General features: G+C 48.2%; 17 protein-coding genes and 1 riboswitch. Of the genes, 2 read left to right on the top strand and 15 right to left on the bottom strand.

The window, feature by feature from the left end; all coding sequences use genetic code 11:
* Positions 1–262 precede the first annotated feature (262 nt).
* From QZV31_RS12160 to cbiD, 15 genes are all read right to left on the bottom strand, one after another.
* Positions 263–694, bottom strand: coding sequence for a hypothetical protein (locus QZV31_RS12160; RefSeq protein ID WP_295361057.1), 432 nt, complete (start codon positions 692–694; stop codon positions 263–265).
* A 77-nt stretch (positions 695–771) separates the two neighbouring features.
* On the bottom strand, positions 772–1,419 hold the full coding sequence (locus tag QZV31_RS12155) for a precorrin-8X methylmutase (protein WP_295361054.1): 648 nt from the start codon (positions 1,417–1,419) through the stop codon (positions 772–774).
* 139 nt (positions 1,420–1,558) lie between these two features.
* A complete protein-coding gene (locus QZV31_RS12150) occupies positions 1,559–2,095 on the bottom strand; it encodes a cob(I)yrinic acid a,c-diamide adenosyltransferase (protein ID WP_295361052.1) in 537 nt (178 codons plus the stop codon).
* 86 nt (positions 2,096–2,181) lie between these two features.
* Entirely contained in the window at positions 2,182–3,720 is a 1,539-nt protein-coding gene (locus QZV31_RS12145) for a cobyric acid synthase (protein WP_295361050.1), read from the bottom strand.
* A 1-nt stretch (position 3,721) separates the two neighbouring features.
* Positions 3,722–4,852, bottom strand: coding sequence for a hypothetical protein (locus QZV31_RS12140; protein ID WP_295361048.1), 1,131 nt, complete (start codon positions 4,850–4,852; stop codon positions 3,722–3,724).
* Positions 4,827–5,915 (bottom strand): threonine-phosphate decarboxylase, encoded by a 1,089-nt coding sequence (locus QZV31_RS12135; protein WP_295361045.1) that lies wholly within the window; start codon positions 5,913–5,915, stop codon positions 4,827–4,829. The genes QZV31_RS12140 and QZV31_RS12135 overlap by 26 nt, the downstream gene beginning before the upstream one ends.
* 113 nt (positions 5,916–6,028) lie before the next feature.
* Positions 6,029–6,997: an adenosylcobinamide-phosphate synthase CbiB gene (gene cbiB / locus QZV31_RS12130; RefSeq protein ID WP_295361042.1), complete on the bottom strand. Its 969-nt coding sequence runs from the start codon at positions 6,995–6,997 to the stop codon at positions 6,029–6,031.
* Between the two features lie 104 nt (positions 6,998–7,101).
* Complete coding sequence (locus QZV31_RS12125; protein ID WP_295361039.1) at positions 7,102–8,481, bottom strand: cobyrinate a,c-diamide synthase; 1,380 nt, start codon at positions 8,479–8,481, stop codon at positions 7,102–7,104.
* A 112-nt stretch (positions 8,482–8,593) separates the two neighbouring features.
* The gene (cbiE, locus tag QZV31_RS12120) at positions 8,594–9,805 is read right to left on the bottom strand and encodes a precorrin-6y C5,15-methyltransferase (decarboxylating) subunit CbiE (protein WP_295361036.1); all 1,212 of its coding nucleotides are present in this window, start codon (positions 9,803–9,805) and stop codon (positions 8,594–8,596) included.
* A gap of 111 nt (positions 9,806–9,916) precedes the next feature.
* Positions 9,917–10,678: a precorrin-6A reductase gene (cobK, locus tag QZV31_RS12115; protein ID WP_295361033.1), complete on the bottom strand. Its 762-nt coding sequence runs from the start codon at positions 10,676–10,678 to the stop codon at positions 9,917–9,919.
* A complete protein-coding gene (gene cobJ, locus QZV31_RS12110) occupies positions 10,675–11,409 on the bottom strand; it encodes a precorrin-3B C(17)-methyltransferase (RefSeq protein ID WP_295361029.1) in 735 nt (244 codons plus the stop codon). The genes cobK and cobJ overlap by 4 nt, the downstream gene beginning before the upstream one ends.
* 28 nt (positions 11,410–11,437) lie before the next feature.
* On the bottom strand, positions 11,438–12,436 hold the full coding sequence (locus tag QZV31_RS12105) for a cobalt-precorrin 5A hydrolase (RefSeq protein ID WP_295361026.1): 999 nt from the start codon (positions 12,434–12,436) through the stop codon (positions 11,438–11,440).
* Positions 12,437–12,572: 136 nt separating this feature from the next.
* Positions 12,573–13,382 carry a precorrin-4 C(11)-methyltransferase gene (gene cobM, locus QZV31_RS12100; protein ID WP_295361024.1) on the bottom strand — a complete coding sequence of 270 codons (810 nt, stop codon included), beginning with the start codon at positions 13,380–13,382 and terminating at the stop codon, positions 12,573–12,575.
* Positions 13,382–14,083 (bottom strand): precorrin-2 C(20)-methyltransferase, encoded by a 702-nt coding sequence (gene cobI / locus QZV31_RS12095; RefSeq protein WP_295361021.1) that lies wholly within the window; start codon positions 14,081–14,083, stop codon positions 13,382–13,384. The genes cobM and cobI overlap by 1 nt, the downstream gene beginning before the upstream one ends.
* A gap of 63 nt (positions 14,084–14,146) precedes the next feature.
* Positions 14,147–15,343, bottom strand: coding sequence for a cobalt-precorrin-5B (C(1))-methyltransferase CbiD (cbiD, locus tag QZV31_RS12090; RefSeq protein ID WP_295361018.1), 1,197 nt, complete (start codon positions 15,341–15,343; stop codon positions 14,147–14,149).
* 198 nt (positions 15,344–15,541) lie between these two features.
* Positions 15,542–15,673: riboswitch (cobalamin riboswitch) on the bottom strand.
* 238 nt (positions 15,674–15,911) lie between these two features.
* Here cbiD and QZV31_RS12085 point away from each other — a divergent pair.
* Positions 15,912–16,652, top strand: coding sequence for an RluA family pseudouridine synthase (locus tag QZV31_RS12085; RefSeq protein WP_295361015.1), 741 nt, complete (start codon positions 15,912–15,914; stop codon positions 16,650–16,652).
* Positions 16,653–16,843: 191 nt separating this feature from the next.
* Positions 16,844–17,773, top strand: coding sequence for a class II fructose-1,6-bisphosphate aldolase (gene fba, locus QZV31_RS12080; protein ID WP_295361012.1), 930 nt, complete (start codon positions 16,844–16,846; stop codon positions 17,771–17,773).
* Positions 17,774–17,961 lie beyond the last annotated feature (188 nt).

Raw genomic sequence — 17,961 nt, 5'->3', positions numbered from 1 at the left:
TCATCTGAACGAAATCGCAGATGAATCATATGAGTATATAGATTGAATTCAACCACTACAAGGGGATTTTAAAATTTGCGCAAAACTATTGACACTATCATATGTTTGTCTCTTTGTAACTTAACTTACCAGCATTCTATTGTTTGTTCGAGAGAGCTGCCACTGCACCGTGCCGCAAAATCTGACCAAAAGGGACAAATAAAACAGTCGTGGAAATTTAACTCCACGACTGTCAGCATAGATATTTTCTTGCTGTGATAATTTATCTCCAAACTACTTTCATGATATTACGATAATTTTCATCCAGGTAATTAATGATTACACTGAATAACTGATACACTTCGTTTCCGTCCAACTTATCCTTATCGGTAACCAGGCAGACATCAAGCATCAGGTCGCCCCGTTCATCAAAGAACAGCTTAAACGGTTTGTACATCATATTTTGCCCGTTAATCAGCTTCAGAAGATCAGCAGCATTTTCATCTTTCAAAGCCAGTGGCGCAATCTGTACACGGATGATGGAAAAAATACTGTCATCAATAATTACTATGGTCGGAAGCTGCTGTCCTTCCACTCCGAGGAAAGACCGGAACACAACAGTATGTTGTTCGTTCCCTTCAAGTTCTTCCATCTGGAAAACCTTAATCTTCTGTTCCTCCAAAAATGAATTGAATTGTTCAGCTTTGTTGTTCATGTTAAATTCCTCCATTCGTTTAGATTTTCAACAACAAAAATATCATCTTCTCCAAACCCTTCATAATTAGTTACTTTTTATTTCCGGTTCATCTGTTCGCTGGTCAACTTGTACATCAGTGCATTACAGATAGCCGCGGCCACGTTGCTGCCGCCCTTCCGTCCAACCGCCACGATGTACGGTACGCCGCTGGACATAATGATTTCCTTCGACTGTACCACATTAACAAACCCCACTGGCACACCGATGACCAGCGCTGGTTTTATTTTTCCCTCTTTTACCAGTTCGTCCAACCGTACCAGCGCAGTGGGTGCATTACCTACCGCAATGATGACCGGTCCTTTCAGGGTCGCCGCTTTTTCCATGCAGGCGGCGGCACGGGTGCTTCCCGCTTCTTTTGCCCGGGCTGCCACGTCCGTGTCACTCATAAAGCATACGGCGTTCCCGTTCAGTTTGGCCAGTGCGGCTTTATTGATACCCGTCTGTGCCATCTTGGTATCCGTCACAATAGTAAAACCGCCATTTTTCATAATGGCCAGTGTATCCGCTACCACATTGTCACTAAACCGCATGGTGCGGGCATAATCAAAATCCGCTGCGGTGTGAATGCAACGTTTGATGATGCTTTCTTTATCCGGATCCAATTTTAACTCGCCTAATTCTTCTGTAATAATTTCAAAACTGCGCTTTTCGATATCCATTGGCAGTACATTTTCCAGATTCATTTGATACCCCTTTGATTACTGATTATAATTCTATTTTTCGGTTTCCGCGATTTTACATTTTAGCATTCCAATGTTCAGGCAACAAAACTGTACTTTAATTATATACAAACAACTATAATTTAACAATATGCAGTTTGCATTATTTTTCAATTCCTTCCCTGGCAGGAATTCCTCTGTCAAAAGGATGCTTGCGTTTGCAAATCTCTGAAACGTAATCAGCCAGTTCCAACAGCTCCGGCGACGGATTACGTCCTGTCATTACCACTTCCAGATGTTCCGGCTTGTGTTTCAGAAAATCAATCAACAGACTTTCATCCAACAGATGAGTTCCGCAGGCGCCGATTACTTCATCCAGTACCAGCAGGTCTGTCCCTTCTTGACGACAGTATGAAGCCAGTTCCTGTATAAATTCATTGTGGCTTTGCAATACGTCTGCCTTTTCCTGTTCATTCATCTGAAACGAAAACTTGGTCAGCGGTTTGCCGCGGAACACAGTTACTCCCGGCAGTAAGGAAAGAGTATGCAGCTCTCCCGTTTCCCTGCCTTTCAGAAACTGCCCCAAAACAACATGCAGGCCCCGTCCGCTGGCACGCAAAATCAAGCCCAGCGCAGCTGTGGTCTTTCCCTTTCCGTCACCGGTATAAATATGGATCAGGCCCAGTTTGCTTTTATCCATGTAAAGTACTTCTCCCTCTGAATTTCAGAAAACGTCAGTCAGTATTTCCGTAACAGCACAAATCGGCCGATAAACCAATCCGCTAATTATTCGCCCAGCCCTTTTTCTACGATTGCATAAACCTTTTCCATGTCCAGATTCTCACGCACACTCTGGGCCAGCAGATCATACTGATGCTGTTTATATTCCTGATAGTCAATCACTTTTACATCGTCCATGCTCAGACCTTTTCTGGCCAACAGCGCTTCTACAACTTTTGCGGCAATACCTTCCCCGTCAAAAATGCCGTGGATATAGGTTCCGTAAACCTGCATACCGCCTCGTACCGTCTGGCTTCCTTCCGCAAACGGTTCCGCCTTTTCGTTGATGGGTTCCACCGTATTCAATGCTTTCGTTTCTTCCAGTTTGGTTATGCCGCTGTGGATCTCATACCCGTAAAACTCCCTGCCGCTTAAACCGGAGAAAATGCCTTCCACCCGGTTAAAATGTCCTTTCATCTGGATGGTACGTTTATTCTCTACAAATTCCGTTTCCGTATTCAGCAGGGCCATACCGGTGGTCACGCTTCCCGCATGCCCGCTGTCAAAGCCGAAAGGATCGGACAGGCTGCGGCCCAGCATCTGATACCCGCCGCAAATACCAAAAACTACCGTACCGTTATTCGCTTTATGCAGCACGGCAGTTTCCAGACCGTTCTGCCGCATCCACTTTAAATCGTCAATGGTATTTTTGGTACCGGGCAGGATGATCATATCCGGATTGCCCAGTTCTTCCGTGCTCTTAACATAACGCAGGGACACGCCGTCAATCAGTTCAAACACATTGAAATCCGTAAAATTGGACATACGGGGGAATTTAATCACAGCGATGTCAATTAAAGCATTCTTACTTTTCACCTGGGTCAGGCGTTCCGATAAACTGTCCTCATCTTCAATATCCACATTCATCATAGGCAATACTCCGATAACCGGAATGCCGGTCTTTTCTTCCAGCATGTCCAGACCGGGTTTCAGGATGCTCACATCGCCGCGGAATTTATTGATGATAACGCCTTTTACCATGGTCCGTTCTTCCGGTTCCAGCAGCATCAGGGTTCCGTAAATCGAAGCGAACACGCCGCCGCGGTCAATATCGGCTACTAACAATACCGGGGATTTTGCCATTTTGGCCATGCCCATGTTGACGATATCCTGGGCTTTCAGATTGATTTCCGCCGGGCTTCCGGCGCCTTCAATGACCATGATATCGCTCTGGTCTGCCAGGGTATTGTACGCTTTCATGATATCGGGAATCAGCTTTGTCTTATATTTGTAATACTCCACCGCCGGCATCGTACCAATAGCCACGCCGTTGACAATGACCTGGGAACCGCTGTCGCTGGTGGGTTTCAGCAGGATCGGGTTCATCAGCACGCTGGGTTTGACCCCGGCCGCCTCGGCCTGCACTACCTGGGCCCGCCCCATTTCCGCGCCTTCCGCCGTAATAAAGGAGTTTAAGGCCATGTTCTGGGATTTAAAAGGATTGACCCGTTTGCCATCCTGATGAAAAATTCGGCACAGTGCTGCCGTAACCAGGCTTTTTCCTGCGTTTGACATGGTACCCTGTATCATAATTGCTTTAGCCATTTTATTCACTCTCTTTCATTAAAAAATCAACGATATCATGATATGTTTCAATATCACGTTCCAACGGATGCCCGGTTTTTGTTTCCGCGGCAATCACCGGTCCCCTGCCCCGGGTATGTTTCCCTGTCACACTGCTGGTCACATGATCGCCGCAAATTACAATGCGTAGAGGTTCTTCCGCCGTATCCAGCAGCGGCTCTAAAAACTCTTTATCAATACGGGAGATAAAATCAGCCTTGCCTTCATAATCATGGCGGTGGGCCGCTTCATCGGTCCCGTTAAAATGCGTCATCACAAAGGGGAAACGCGCCAGCATCTTACGGGTAACCGCCAGCTTCTCCCTGATATTGGTATCTGTATCCGCCGTACAATAGGACAGTTCCGGCACTTCCATTTTCAATGCTTTGCCAATGCCCCGGACGATTTCGGTCTGACAGACCAGAGCGCCTTTCATCCCATTCAGTGTTTCAAAGGATGGCATTTCCGTCCGGCAGGAAGCGCCCCACGGATACAATTTATAGGTCAGGTCATTCCGATTATATTGCTGTAAGATTCCATCCGTTTCCTGCATAAACAGTTTCATGGCAAGGGAAGAAGACTTCAGTTCAGCCAGCAGTTCTTCTACCGGTAATCCCATACTTTCATGAGGCGGCGCGGTCTGAATCCCCAATACGCTTTCATTCCGGTCCATCACCAGCAGATTCCGGTAACCGGACAGATGAATGAACTCTATATCAGGCGTCAGGGAACTGAACTGTCCTGCCATGGTTTCCATCTCACGGAAAGAAAGCCCCATACCGTTAAAGGAAACCAGGCGGCCGCTGCTGTCCTGGGAAACCACATTGCAGCGCAGCACCATCTCATACTCGGAAACATCCCGATTCTGGGCCAGCAATTCCAGATACGCCCTGTTAGTGGGAAAGGCTTCTTTCGGAACACCCAGAAGCCGCAGGATGCAGGTCAGGCTTTCGGGTACTACATCCTTTTCACAGATACTGACCTGAGACAGTTTTCCTTCTTTGATCAATCTGTCTATGTTAGGGTGAAACGCACGGGAAAACGGAGTCTGTCCGTTCCAGGCAGGAATCGGATCGTCACCCAGTCCGTCAATTAATATAATTAAACATGTCATGTTTCACAAGTTCCTTCATAATTTTGATCAGCTTACGGTTATCCCGGCGCGTCTTCACGGCAATCCGGTAATAGCCTTCAGACAATCCGTGATAGTTGGAACAGTCCCTGATCAGGACATGGTGTTTCTTTAACTTTTCCGGCCAGGGATAATTATGCGTTGTTTTAATCAAAAGGTAGTTGGCCGCGCCTTCGAACACCTGCAGCTTGATGAGGCGCAGCTGCGTTATCAGATACGCTTTTTCTACCGCGATCAGCTCACGGGTCTCCACAAGATAATCCGTTTCCTCCATAGCGGCAATACCGGCCGCCTGCGCCAGCGCGGAAACATTCCAATCCTGTCCGGAAGCATACAATTTGTCTATCAGGGCCGCATCGGAAGTCAGGCAGAAACCAAGCCGCACTCCCGGTATGGCAAATATTTTCGTAAAGGCTTTCAAAATAATCAGATTAGGATAACCGGTCAGTTGGTCGATCAGTGTATAATTCTCCCTGTCCTGCACAAAATCGAGAAAACATTCATCTACCAGTAACGGGATATGCAATTCTTTGCAATGCTGCAATATCTCTAACAGCAATGCTTTATCCATCAGTTTTCCCGTGGGGTTATTGGGATTGCAAAGCACCACCATCTCTGTCCGCTTGGTAATAGCTTTCAGGATTTCTGAAGTAACAACAAACTCATCCTTTTCCTGTAATGTAAAATAATCAATCTTGCTGCCTGCTGTCAGCGCGGCCTTTTCATAATCCGCAAAGGTAGGCGCCAATACCAGCGTCCGTTTCGGCTGTAATGCAGTCATAAGCCGGAACAGTACATCGGCTGCCCCGTTGCCGCAGTAAAACATCTCTGCTGGCAGGGAAAAATACCGGCTGAGCCTGTCCCGCAGTTCCCTGCAAAACGGGTCCGGATAGTTCACACACCCCGCAATCGCATCCTTCAAGGCACGGCGGACACCGGCAGGTATTCCCAACGGATTGATATTCGCGGAATAATCCAACATATCCTTATTGCACTTTAAAGAAGGGTCACTGTATATATCACCACCGTGAACATATCGGTACATGGATAAACTCTCCTTTATCGAATGAATTGCAACATTCCGATGCAAACAGCAAAACAGGTGCCTTTTGGCAAAGAAAACGATAGCAGAAACTGCAAAAGCAGCAAAGCAACGCCTTATCCCGCCGCAAACAGATATATTGCACGCAACAGGCTGAAGCCAAGCAGTCCGGTGATGGACGTAAAGTACATCAGCAGGTTCATCTGCTTAATATGCAAAGAAGCCGCATGTTCTAAATCGTCCCCTATGGTTTCCTTATGCACCAGTTTACCAAAATAATAATGGTCACCACCCAGCATCAGATGCAACGCGCCTGCCGCTACGGATTCCGTCTGGGCCGAATTGGGACTTAAATGATGGTACCGGTCACGCCAGAAAATTTTCCAGGCGTTTTTTGCATCCAGTCCGGTAAAAAAACTGGCTGCCATCATACAGAAAGCACAGATGCGCGCCGGAATAAAATTCGCTATGTCATCAAGCTTGGCAGCATACCGGCCGATATACAGGAACTTTTCATCCTTATAGCCGATCATACTGTCCATGGTGTTAATACCCTTATATAAAAAGGCCAGCGGCGCACCGCCGATAAACATATACAACATGGGTGCAATTATACCATCTGCCGTATTCTCCGCAACGGTTTCCACCGCACCCTTGATCACTTCTTCTTCCGAAAGTTCGGCGGTATCCCGTCCCACGATCCAGGACAACATCTTTCTTCCCAGCGGAAGGTCGTGGGCTTCCAGCGCGTCATAGACCTTCATGCTTTCATCACGCAGGGAACGGGTGCAGAAAATCTGGTAACACATGATGGTTTCGATGGCAAAACGCAGCCAGGGATGTACGTGTCCCGCAGCCAGCAAAATCAGGTACGGAACCGAAAAAGACAAAATGCAGACAACCAGTACAAGGACAAATCCGCCCCGCAGCAATTTGTCCGGGTCTGTTCCGCTGACAGCCCTCACCCGTTTTTCCAGCCAGCTGATCAGGTTGCCGATTAAAATAATCGGATGGGGCCAACCGTGAGGATCACCGATTGCCAAGTCCAGCAGAAAACCGCAGACAATGGCGCCTAACAACATCATATATAAAACGCCTCTTTAATAAAAGGATTGGTATTTCACTTAATATGAACAAATCAACATCAAACTCGCAAATACAAAAGTTCCAGCATAAACGACAGAACTGATTACTGTTCAGCGTGCTTCTGCTGATAACGGATGCAGGCTTTTACGAAATTTTCCGCAAACCTGATATTGCCCCACAGATGCAGATGGGGATACCCTGCGTACAGCGTTCCGTTTGCCTGGGCTGCAGGCCAGGAAACCGCTTTTCCAGCCTTTTGCGCCGTAAAGGCAGCACCGTTCTGATCACTGTCAGAATAATGAAATTCATGGGCATGAATGGAATCACCGGCTTTGCACAGCACATTGTCTGTGTTCGCAGTCATATTGACATAACCGAAACGCACCAGCCGGTCTGTCATCCAACAGGAGCCTTGCACTGCACCCACCCAGGGATATAAAGTATCATTGTCCCTGTAGCCTTCCATCAGGTACATGAAGCCGCCGCATTCCGCATAACAGGGCAGCCCTGCCGCCAGTTTTTCACGCATGTCTGTAAGCAGCGAAGTATTCTCACTCAGCTTCTTTGCGTATAATTCCGGATAGCCGCCGCCCAGAAATACACCGTCACATTCCGGCAACGCCGTATCCTGCAGCGGACTGAAAGGAACAATCTCCGCACCCATCATGGACAACAAATCTAATGAATCCTGATAATAAAAGCAGAATGCCTTATCCTGCGCCACCGCAATTTTAACGTTCCCTAACGGTGTAATATCCAACGATTCATATTCCAGCGGCTCTGCTGTCTGAGCCAGGGCCACCAGCCCTTCCAAATCTATGGATTCCTTAGCCTGCTCAGCCAAGCGATCCACAATGGTTTCCAGCGTTCCAATCTCTCCCGCAGTCACAAGACCCAGGTGCCGGCTTTCCAGATTGCATTCCGGCAGGTGCGGAAAATAACCGAGCGCCTTAACGCCCGTTTCCTTTTCAATCACATCTTTATAAAACAGGTACGTCATCTTTTTAATATTGTTGAAGATGACTCCCTGTACGTTACTGTCTGTTCGGAACTCCTTAAAGCCTTTTATAATGGCAGCCATGGAAACAGCTGCGCCTTTTCCATTGATAATCAATACCACCGGTGCTTTTACAGTACGTGCCAGGTCGTACGCGCTGGCTTCCGTGGTTTTGCCCATGCCGTCGTAAAAACCCATGGCGCCTTCCAAGATGGCCACATCAGAATCTTTGCTGTTTTTTGCCAGCAGCCGTTTTACATTCTCCGGGCCGGTAAGAAACAAATCCAGATTACGGGATTTTGCCCCAATCACCTTCGAATGGAACATGGGGTCGATATAGTCAGGACCGCTTTTGAAAGCAGTAACCCGCAGTTTTTTATTCAACAAAGCCCGCAGTACCGCACAGACCACTGTGGTCTTGCCGCTGCCGCTCTGGGGCGCCGCAAAAAGCAGCCGGGGAATATTCAGAAACGCCGTTTCCGTCACTTTCCTTCCCCCTTCCTGAACACATTTATTAAACACCAGTATGATACAAACGCGCCTGCATACAGCAACGGCTCACGCCTTTCCGCATTTGAATCCGTCACGTTCGTCCTGCTTACGCTTTTTTCACAGCCGTAATGATGTAAATCGGATTTTGCGCCATCATCAGGTTATACCTTCCCAGCTTTTTGTTATAAGCCGATGCAATATTCACTACATCCAAATCATAATCCGGTTTTTCTTTGTAATAATCAACAACCGTGCAAAGTGTTTCCAATGCAATCACGTTGATTACAATACGGCATGCCGCATTACGGGCATACAGGCTGTCCAGCATCTTCACCATATTCCCGCTGCTGCCGCCGATGAATACACAGTCCGGCGCCGGAGTCTTATCAATTTCTTCCGACGCTTCCCCTGCCACAATTTCCATATTGTCGCAGTGGAACCGCTCTTTATTTAAACGCAGAAGTTCCAGCGCGTCTTCCTTCATTTCAAAGGCATACAGTTTCCCAAATGGCGCCTGCAGGGCCAGTTCCACGGAGCACGAACCGGTACCCGCTCCGATATCGTAAATAATGTCGTCCGGGCGCGGTTGCAATTTGGAAATGGAAACCGCGCGAATCTCCTGTTTGGTCATGGGCGCCTTGCCCCGGAGAAACAGACTGTCATCCAGACCGTGCACGCCCTGCCGCAACGGGCCTCCTGCCTTTTCATTTAAAATCATCATTACAGACAGGGACGGGAAATTCCCTTCCGCGATTTCTTCCGCTGTACCGGTAACGATTTTTTCATCCGGATAAGACAGGTTGGAGCCAACGTGAACCGTCACTTCACCCAGCCCCTGTTCACACAACTGCCGGCATAATACCTGGGGAGAATTCTCCCCGCCGGTCAGGGAAAAGACTTTTTTATATTGCAAAACAGCAGAAACCAGATTCTGCTGCCTTCCATGCATGCTGATAATCTTCGCATCGTCCCAGGACATCTGCAGCCGGGATGCGAAATAGACCAGACTGCTGATCCCGCAAAAGCGTTTTACTTCACATTGAGGCAGTTTACCGGCAATGGTTTTTGCCAGACTGAAAAAGCCCACGTCGCCGGAAACCAGAATGCCTAACACATCCTTCTCTGCATCCGCGTTTGCAGCCACTTCTGCCAGCTCCGCAAGTTTGATCGTCGGACAGACTTTTTTCCCGCTACCAAACTGGCCTACCATCCGTTTATCCCCGGCCAAAATCGTACTTTCGGCAATGGCTTTCCGGGCCTCTCCTGTCAGAAGATCCGGATTGCCGGGTCCGATTCCGATTACATTCACTTTCAGCATGAACTGTCTCCTCATCTTACACAAACAACTATTAACGTAACCTGCAACTTTCAGACATCTTCTCTATTATTCAAGCAACGTCAAACGTTCCGATTACAAAAAGCAATGGATTTATTGGCCAGTACTGAATTTTTCTTTCAGTTCCGCCAGCACCTGTTCCAGATCGTCGCCGGTTTCGGGATTTCTGTCAATCAAAATCAGCTTGGCTCCCACTTCGGCCGCCGCTTCCAGCTTATCTTCAAAGCCTCCGGCTTTACCGGAATCTTTGGAAACAATAAACTTTGCACCGGCACGCCGGAACATGGCTATGTTCAAATCTTTGGCAAAGGGCCCCTGCATACAGATAATCTGCGCCGGCTTGTAGCCAAGATTCAGCGCGTTGTCCAGCGAGTCACGCAAAGGTAAGATCCGGCAGGTAATCCGTTCCGCATAGTCGGGAAGCCGGGTAAAGTCAACCAGATTCTTGCTGCCGGTAGTTAAAAACACGGGGCCTTCCGTACCGCTCAATATTTCGATGGCTTCCCCGAAATCCTTCACTGTGATACAGCCCGGGTGTTCGCTGGCAGGCCGCAGCATCCGTTTATAGGGAAATCCTGTCTCTCTGCAGGCTTTCTGTATGGTTTCCGTAACCACTACCGCATAGGGATGGGTTGAATCCAGCACCAGATCCGGCTGTACTTCACGCAAAAACGCACACATGTCCGCAAAGGTCATGCGTTTCGTCTGCACATGGATAAACGGATTTTCAGGATACAAAGACGCACCGTATGCCGTAGCAACGGAGACATAAACATCTACCTGCAGGGCAGCCAATGCGTCAGCAATTTTTCTTCCTTCTATCGTTCCGGCGATGAGCCAGACTTTTCGTTTCATAAATGATAACCCCGGGGCGTTACAATCCGTCCGTTAATCACCTTGCTCTGGGAATTACCGATGATAACCGTAGAGAACATATCGACATTCTCGTTATCTCCCAGTTCTTTTAACGTGGTCAGTTCGTACGATTCCCCGTCCCGTCCGATATTATGCACAATACCGCAGGGGATGTCGCCGCTCTGGTTTTTCAGCATGATATCGCAGGCTTTTTTCAGATAATCTTTCCGCTTGTGGCTTCTGGGATTATAAATAGCAATGCAGAAATCTGCCTGGGAAGCACAGTCCAAACGTTTTTCGATTTTTTCCCAGGGTGTCAGAAGATCACTTAACGAGATAAGACAAAAATCACAAATCAACGGAGCGCCCAGCAGCGCAGCGCCAGAACAGGCTGCTGTTACGCCGGGAATCACTTCAATATCTACATCCGGATAATCGGCAGCTACCTCGCACATGATACCGGCCATGCCGTACACGCCAGCATCGCCGCTGCTGATAATGGCTACAGTCTGCCCTTTCAGTGCTTCTTCCAGCGTCGCTTTGCACCGGTCCACTTCCTTACGCATACCGTTGGAAACAAACCGTTTGCCCGGAAACTCGTCTTTGATCAGATTTACATACACATTATACCCCGTAATGACATCACAGGTCTCCAGTGCTTTGATTGCGCGATCTGTCATTTGTTCCTTGCCGCCAGGGCCCAAGCTAACTACATAAATTTTAGCTGACATTTTGTGCTCCTTTGATAATTATAAGATATTATTCATTAAAATCCACCACATACTCTTCTGCCGCAATGGCCAGCGTCACTCCGTTACGGCCAGTCTTGCGCAATAACAGTTTACCTCCGCCGCTGTCCAATACCGCCGCTCTTTCACAGACATTGTCCACACCCACCGTTTTGGCCACAAAAGCAGAGGGCGTAAAATCACCTTCTACAGCATTTAACTCTTCCGCAGAATAAAAACGGATGGGGAATGCATTTTCTTCGGAAAAAGACAGCAAACCTTCCTCATCTTTTTTAACATCAATGGATGCTATCCCTTTCACCACGCTCATCGTTACTTTCAGTTTCTTAAGTTCCTGTATGACCAGTTCTTCAATGTTATCCTTTGGGGTACCCCTGCGGCACCCGATGCCCAGATGAAGAATACGGGGACGCAGTACAACCGTCTCAACAAAAGGCTGTACTGACTTTCGCAGAGAAATTGCCAAGCCGACAGGTCCGTCTTCCGCCAGAACCAGCCCTTTCGGAAGCGGGCCCCTGATTGGAAATTCACTCTTGACCCCCACCTTTTTGCAATCTACCAGATTAGAGGCGAAGGTTTTGGCGCTCTGCATGTTATAAATAGACATGTTATGACGGGCTGCCCATTCATCTACAGCAAACAGGTCATTCACATCCGTCGCCGTAGTTATTACGGGAACCGCTTTCAAAAAAGCAGCAATCCCCGCAGCCAGCCCATTCGCGCCGCCAATATGACCCGAAAGCAACGGAATGACAAACTTCCCCTGTTCATCGATGGAAATCACCGCCGGGTCTTTGGTTTTGCTGCGGATATAAGGAGCAATACTGCGGATGGCAATCCCCGTCGCGCCGATAAACACCATCAGGCGGCACAGAGGAAAGGCCTCTTTACACATTAACTGCAGCGAAGGACCGATTTCCTTTAACGCCGGATCCAAATCCCTGTAGCGCCGGGTTGTAAATATCTCCGTCGCAAATCCGCAGGAATCCAGATATTTTTGCAGTTTCAAACTGATTTTTGCCCCATTCCGGGTAAACGAAAAAACGATGGCATTCATATCAATTTACCAAAAATCAATAGCAACATAACCCTGTTAAACAGGATACACTACAACAGGTATTACAAACTAAATAAATGCGCTGTTACTATTTCTTATCCGGCTTATGATGCGTTTTGGTTACCGGTTTAATCTGCAACTTGCTGGCATCAGCCTTGCGGAATCCGGTTTCAAAGGTTGGATTGTACAGTTCGCTGCGTTCATAAGCAGAACCCAGGAAACCGCCTACGGTAATTAAAGCCAGATTCTTGACATTATTGGCCGCTGCAGTTTCTGCTATGGTGCCAACCGTACAGTGCAGCACCTTTTCATCCGGCCAGGAAGCTTTGTAAACGATAGCAGCAGGTTCGTCCGGGCCATACCCACCGCTGATCAACTCTTTCTGCAGCTTATCCAGCATGCCGGCGCTGAGGAAGATCACCATGGTCGCATGATGTTTTGCGTAATCTTTAATCTTTTGTTTCGGAGGAACTCCGGTCCGGCCTTCCATCCGGGTAATAATCACAGACTGGCTGACGTCGGGCAGTGTATATTCCGCTTTCAGCGAAGCCGCTGCCGCGCAGAAGGAACTGACACCGGGCACAATTTCAAAATCGAGATTATAACTTTTCAGAAGATCCATCTGTTCCCTGTGGGCGCCGTATACGCTGGGATCCCCTGTATGCAGACGCACTACCAGTTTGCCTTCCTGGGCAGCCGGAACCATGGCGGCAATCACTTCTTCCAACGTCATGACCGCGCTGTTCAGAATCTCACACTCAGGTTTGGCATAGTCCAGCAAAGCCGGATTCACCAAAGAACCGGCGTAAATAATCATGTCTGCTTTTTCCAGCAGTTCTTTACCGCGAACCGTAATTAAATCCGCTGCTCCGGGACCTGCTCCGATAAAATAGATCATTACTGTTCAAACTCCTTTTCCTTTACCAGTATCACAGAAAAATAACTGCTCTTATCATCAACCTTGTTCAAATCTTTATATATCGTTTCTCCGGGAAGACCGCAATTCTCAATCATCTGCGCATGTTTCAGAAGCCCGCGGTCTTTCAGTTCATCCCGGACCCTGCCGATTTCGCTGGCGGATTTCATCAGAATCTTATTGCCGGGCTGATCTAAGAACCGGCTTGATTCTTTGTAACTGCCCGGTAAAATAATCAGCGGTTCCGCCTTTTCACAAAGGGAAACATTCAGTTTGGCAGCAACGGCACAGAAACTGGTTACACCGGGAACCAGCAATGCTTCGTAACCGGCCTTCAGCACCAGTTTGTGTACATAGATACAGGTAGCGTAAACAGTGGGGCATCCCAATGTAATAAACACCACGTTCTTGCCCTGGTCCAGATACTTAATAATATCATCCGCGCCTTTCTGATGAGCTTTGGATATAATGTCATGATCCTTTACCATCGGCATATAAACCAAAAGCTGTTCCTTTTTGCTCAGGTCGACGATTCCTTCCACAATATTTTTAGCGACTAACACATCACTGTCACCCTGGGGAATCGCCAGCACATCACATTCTTTAATCAGCCGGACCGCTTTCAGGGTCATCAGTTCCGGATCGCCGGGGCCAACGCCAACACTGTACAATTTACCTTTCATACCATGCTTCTCCTTTATCGCTTGCAAATTTTAATAACCTTTTCATTTTCATCAGACTTTACGTCAGGCGTTGTTCTGATGCAATTTTAACAGTTCTTCCGCTCCTGCAGTTTCCCCTAAGATTCCATACACATTGGAAAACAGGATCGCGCCGGTTTTCAGTTTTCCGTGCACCCGTTTCTGCATATAGAAATCAATTTTCCGGGCTGCCTCTTCCATCACGGCTTCAAACAGTCCTTCCCGTTTCAGGATCTTCGTCATTTCGTCTGTAGTCAGGGCCTGATAAATCTCTTTTCCGACGGCAGAGCTTGCTCCGTGGAACATAGCCTGCAATGCCAGAAATTCCGAACGGCAGTCCGCGTATTTGGAGTGCGTGTTCATGACACCCTGGGCCAGTTTGATCAGTTTACCTGAATGACCGATAATCAGTATGCTTTCAAAGCCCTGTAACACCGCGTAATCCAGCAGTTCGCCCACAAAATTGCTGCAGGTCACCGCCGTGCTGATATCAATCATCATCTCATCCCGGGTAAAATCGGCGCCGTAATTACCGAAGAACACCAATAAATCTTTATACCCGTTCGCCTTCCGGGAATCCATCTCCGTATACATCGTGTCGATCAGGGCACGGTCGCTCATAGGTTCTACAATCCCGCTGGTACCTAAAACGGAAATACCGCCCTCAATACCTAGCCGCGGGTTAAAAGTTTTGGGAGCAATCGCAGTACCATCCGGAATGGATATCACCACACGCAGTGTTTCGTCACAGCCATACTGTTTCATGGCAGCCAGAACTTCCTGGGTAATCATCTTCCGCGGTACCGGATTGATTGCCGGACCGCCAACCTTGCAGGACAGCCCCGGCTTTGTCACCTTCCCGACACCGATGCCTCCCCATATCTCAACCCTGTCGTCCAACTGTTCCACCGATGCCGTACGGGGCTGCATCACAAGTTCTTCTTCCGGAATCCCGGCATGCATCGAAGATACGGTAGCATAAATCAGCGTCCCGTTCGTATCGTCCGGGTCGTCGCCGCTGTCCTTACGGATCGCGCAGCGGGCAAAACCGGGTCCGCGCAAAATATCCAGCACGTCCAGCGTCAGGGTGATTCCTTTCGGCGTATCCAGCTTAATCGTATCCGTTTCTTCTCCGGAAAGAAGCATCACCGCAGCAGCTTTGGAAGCTGCTGCCGCACAGCTTCCGGTAGTATAACCCCGACGCATGAGCTTGCCCTGGGAAACAACAACATCCTGTTCCATACTAATTCGAACACCTTCTTAGTGAAAGCACTGATCAAACGCAAATACAAACTGACCTGCGTCTGAATCAGCAGTTTCCGAAATAACAAAAAAGACTTCCGCATCCACAGGCGGAAATCTTCATAGTTAACCCATGGCGCAGTAACATATTCCATATTCCCGCGCCTATGCGTTACGCCTTTTCCATCGCTCGTGGATTACGGTGCAGTTGATCCGGGCAGGTTGCTGACTGTAGACAGAAATCAAAAAACTGTTGACAGCGACGGGATCGTGACGGAATTTCACCGTCTTGCCTTTTGACTGAAAAGCACCCGGACATATTCAATTGTAACCAATTGCTAATGAATTATATCATAATTACAGCCCTGTTACAATATTTAAGTTAAGGAATTCTTCATAATATAGTAACGTTTTTTAAAAATTAATTCTTTACAGAATATAATCCTTGCTTCTTCATCATTTCGTATTGTATATTAAAACGTGAAGAATTATCCTAAACAAGTCCGAAACGATAAAGAGCGGTCTTAAGGAAACACTGATGAGTCCGTCTGAAAGAAGTGTACGCTTTATGTTAGACATCCGTTATGAAGACGAGGCGCTCCTGATTGTTAACAAACCACCCGGCATCCTCGTCCATCCAACAACCAAAGAAGATGAGACTACACTGTCGGCCCAGATCAGCCGGTATTATCACCGGCAGGGCTGGCAGTTAAATCTGCATCCGGTTTCCCGTTTGGACCGGCAGACCTCCGGCCTTGTGGTTTTTGCCAAACTGCCTGAAATTCAGGGGCAACTGATCAAACAGGGCATGCAAAAGGAGTATCTCGCACTGGTTACCGGGGTACTGCCTGCCCGACATGGAATCATTGATTATCCAATCGCACGAAAACCGGGCAGCATCATCGAACGGGAAATCAATCCCGAAGGCAAACCCTGCAAAACAGAATACTGGGTTGTTTCCAGGTCTGACCGGCTTAAGAAAAAACAGCCGGATGCGGTTGCACCGTATATGGATGTAGTCGGTCTGCCTGCAGACACAGTATCTTCTCTATCACGGCAAACACCTCTTTCTCTGGTACGCTGCCGTCTTTACACCGGGCGGACCCACCAGATCCGGGTACACTTCGCCAGCATAGGCTGCCCTCTCTGGCATGATAATCTGTACGGAAATATTCCCGGCCCTCCCCAACGGCACGGACTGCACGCATACCGGATTGCCTTCGTGCATCCCTGGACCCACACCATATTAGAAGTTGCTTCCGCATTGCCGGAAGATTTGAATCGGGCCTGGCAAAATGCCAGCTGGTGATTGTATTTCTTTAATCAGCATTTCCTTACGACCTCTTCTTCAAAGAGACAGTTTCATGTCGCATAGAAATTTGAAATTTTAATTTAGAAAAGAAGTCAAAATAGTGTGTGCCGTCTGACGCATTATATGCTATAATTTATTTATAGAACGAAACTGTCAGGAAAAGTTTATTACGCAAGGAGGATTATCTTATGCCATTAGTTGACACAAAAGAAATGTTCAAAAAAGCCTATGAAGGGCACTATGCTGTTGGCGCGTTCAACGTTAACAACATGGAGATCATCCAGGGTATCGTGGAAGCCGCCATACAGGAAAAGGCTCCGCTGATCCTGCAGGTTTCCTCCGGCGCCCGCAAATATGCCAAGCATATTTATCTGACCAAGCTGGTGGAAGCGGCAGTAGAAGACACCGGTCTGCCTATCTGCCTGCATCTGGATCACGGCGCTGATTTTGAAATCTGCAAAGACTGCGTGGACGGCGGCTTCACTTCCGTTATGATCGACGGTTCCAAGTATCCTTTTGAAGAAAACATTGAACTGACCAAACGTGTGGTAGATTATGCCCACAACAAAGGCGTGGTCGTAGAAGCAGAACTTGGCAAACTGGCCGGCGTGGAAGACGCCGTTAAGGTTGCTGCCAAAGACGCCACCTACACGGACCCGGATCAGGCCGTAGAATTTGTGGAACGTACCGGCTGCGACAGCTTGGCCATTGCCATCGGCACCAGCCATGGCGCCTACAAATTTAAAGGCAAACCGGAACTGGATTTCGCCCGTCTGGAGAAGATCACCAACATGCTGCCCGGTTACCCGCTGGTATTGCATGGCGCTTCTACCGTCATTCCTTCGTTCGTAGAAGAATGCAACAAGTACGGCGGCAAACTGGACGGAGCCCAGGGCGTTCCGGAAGACATGTTGCTGAAAGCGGGAACTTTCGGTGTCTGCAAAATCAACATTGATACGGACCTGCGTCTGGCCATGACGGCATCCATCCGCAAATACTTCACGGAGCACCCCGGCGACTTCGACCCCCGTCAATATCTGGGACCGGCCCGGGAAGCCATCAAAGCCATGGTCGCCCATAAGATGCGCGACGTGCTGAACTGCTCCGGCAAAGCATAAACCTAAGGGAACACTGATAATCAGGAGTTTATTACTCACTGTTGCTAAGAAAACGAACCCAAATCATAAACAGCATACGATTGTTACGTAATCAAAACCACCCGTTGAACGGGTGGTTTGCTCAGGCCCTATAAGGGCCTAATTCCTGTGGTCGCCCCCTTAAGGGGGCACCGAAACGGCCCGACAAT

Source organism: uncultured Succiniclasticum sp. (genome assembly GCF_902793885.1).
GTDB lineage: Bacteria > Bacillota > Negativicutes > Acidaminococcales > Acidaminococcaceae > Succiniclasticum.
This window is presented reverse-complemented; position numbering and strand designations above follow the sequence as displayed.

What these genes read in the sequence shown, in the direction of transcription:
- QZV31_RS12160 (WP_295361057.1), bottom strand. Translation starts at nt 694, where the DNA reads ATGAACAACAAAGCTGAACAATTCAATTCATTTTTGGAGGAACAGAAG.
- QZV31_RS12155 (WP_295361054.1), bottom strand. Translation starts at nt 1,419, where the DNA reads ATGAATCTGGAAAATGTACTGCCAATGGATATCGAAAAGCGCAGTTTT.
- QZV31_RS12150 (WP_295361052.1), bottom strand. Translation starts at nt 2,095, where the DNA reads ATGGATAAAAGCAAACTGGGCCTGATCCATATTTATACCGGTGACGGA.
- QZV31_RS12145 (WP_295361050.1), bottom strand. Translation starts at nt 3,720, where the DNA reads ATGGCTAAAGCAATTATGATACAGGGTACCATGTCAAACGCAGGAAAA.
- QZV31_RS12140 (WP_295361048.1), bottom strand. Translation starts at nt 4,852, where the DNA reads ATGACATGTTTAATTATATTAATTGACGGACTGGGTGACGATCCGATT.
- QZV31_RS12135 (WP_295361045.1), bottom strand. Translation starts at nt 5,915, where the DNA reads ATGTACCGATATGTTCACGGTGGTGATATATACAGTGACCCTTCTTTA.
- cbiB (WP_295361042.1), bottom strand. Translation starts at nt 6,997, where the DNA reads ATGATGTTGTTAGGCGCCATTGTCTGCGGTTTTCTGCTGGACTTGGCA.
- cbiE (WP_295361036.1), bottom strand. Translation starts at nt 9,805, where the DNA reads ATGCTGAAAGTGAATGTAATCGGAATCGGACCCGGCAATCCGGATCTT.
- cobK (WP_295361033.1), bottom strand. Translation starts at nt 10,678, where the DNA reads ATGAAACGAAAAGTCTGGCTCATCGCCGGAACGATAGAAGGAAGAAAA.
- cobJ (WP_295361029.1), bottom strand. Translation starts at nt 11,409, where the DNA reads ATGTCAGCTAAAATTTATGTAGTTAGCTTGGGCCCTGGCGGCAAGGAA.
- cobM (WP_295361024.1), bottom strand. Translation starts at nt 13,382, where the DNA reads ATGATCTATTTTATCGGAGCAGGTCCCGGAGCAGCGGATTTAATTACG.
- cobI (WP_295361021.1), bottom strand. Translation starts at nt 14,083, where the DNA reads ATGAAAGGTAAATTGTACAGTGTTGGCGTTGGCCCCGGCGATCCGGAA.
- cbiD (WP_295361018.1), bottom strand. Translation starts at nt 15,343, where the DNA reads ATGGAACAGGATGTTGTTGTTTCCCAGGGCAAGCTCATGCGTCGGGGT.
- QZV31_RS12085 (WP_295361015.1), top strand. Translation starts at nt 15,912, where the DNA reads ATGTTAGACATCCGTTATGAAGACGAGGCGCTCCTGATTGTTAACAAA.
- fba (WP_295361012.1), top strand. Translation starts at nt 16,844, where the DNA reads ATGCCATTAGTTGACACAAAAGAAATGTTCAAAAAAGCCTATGAAGGG.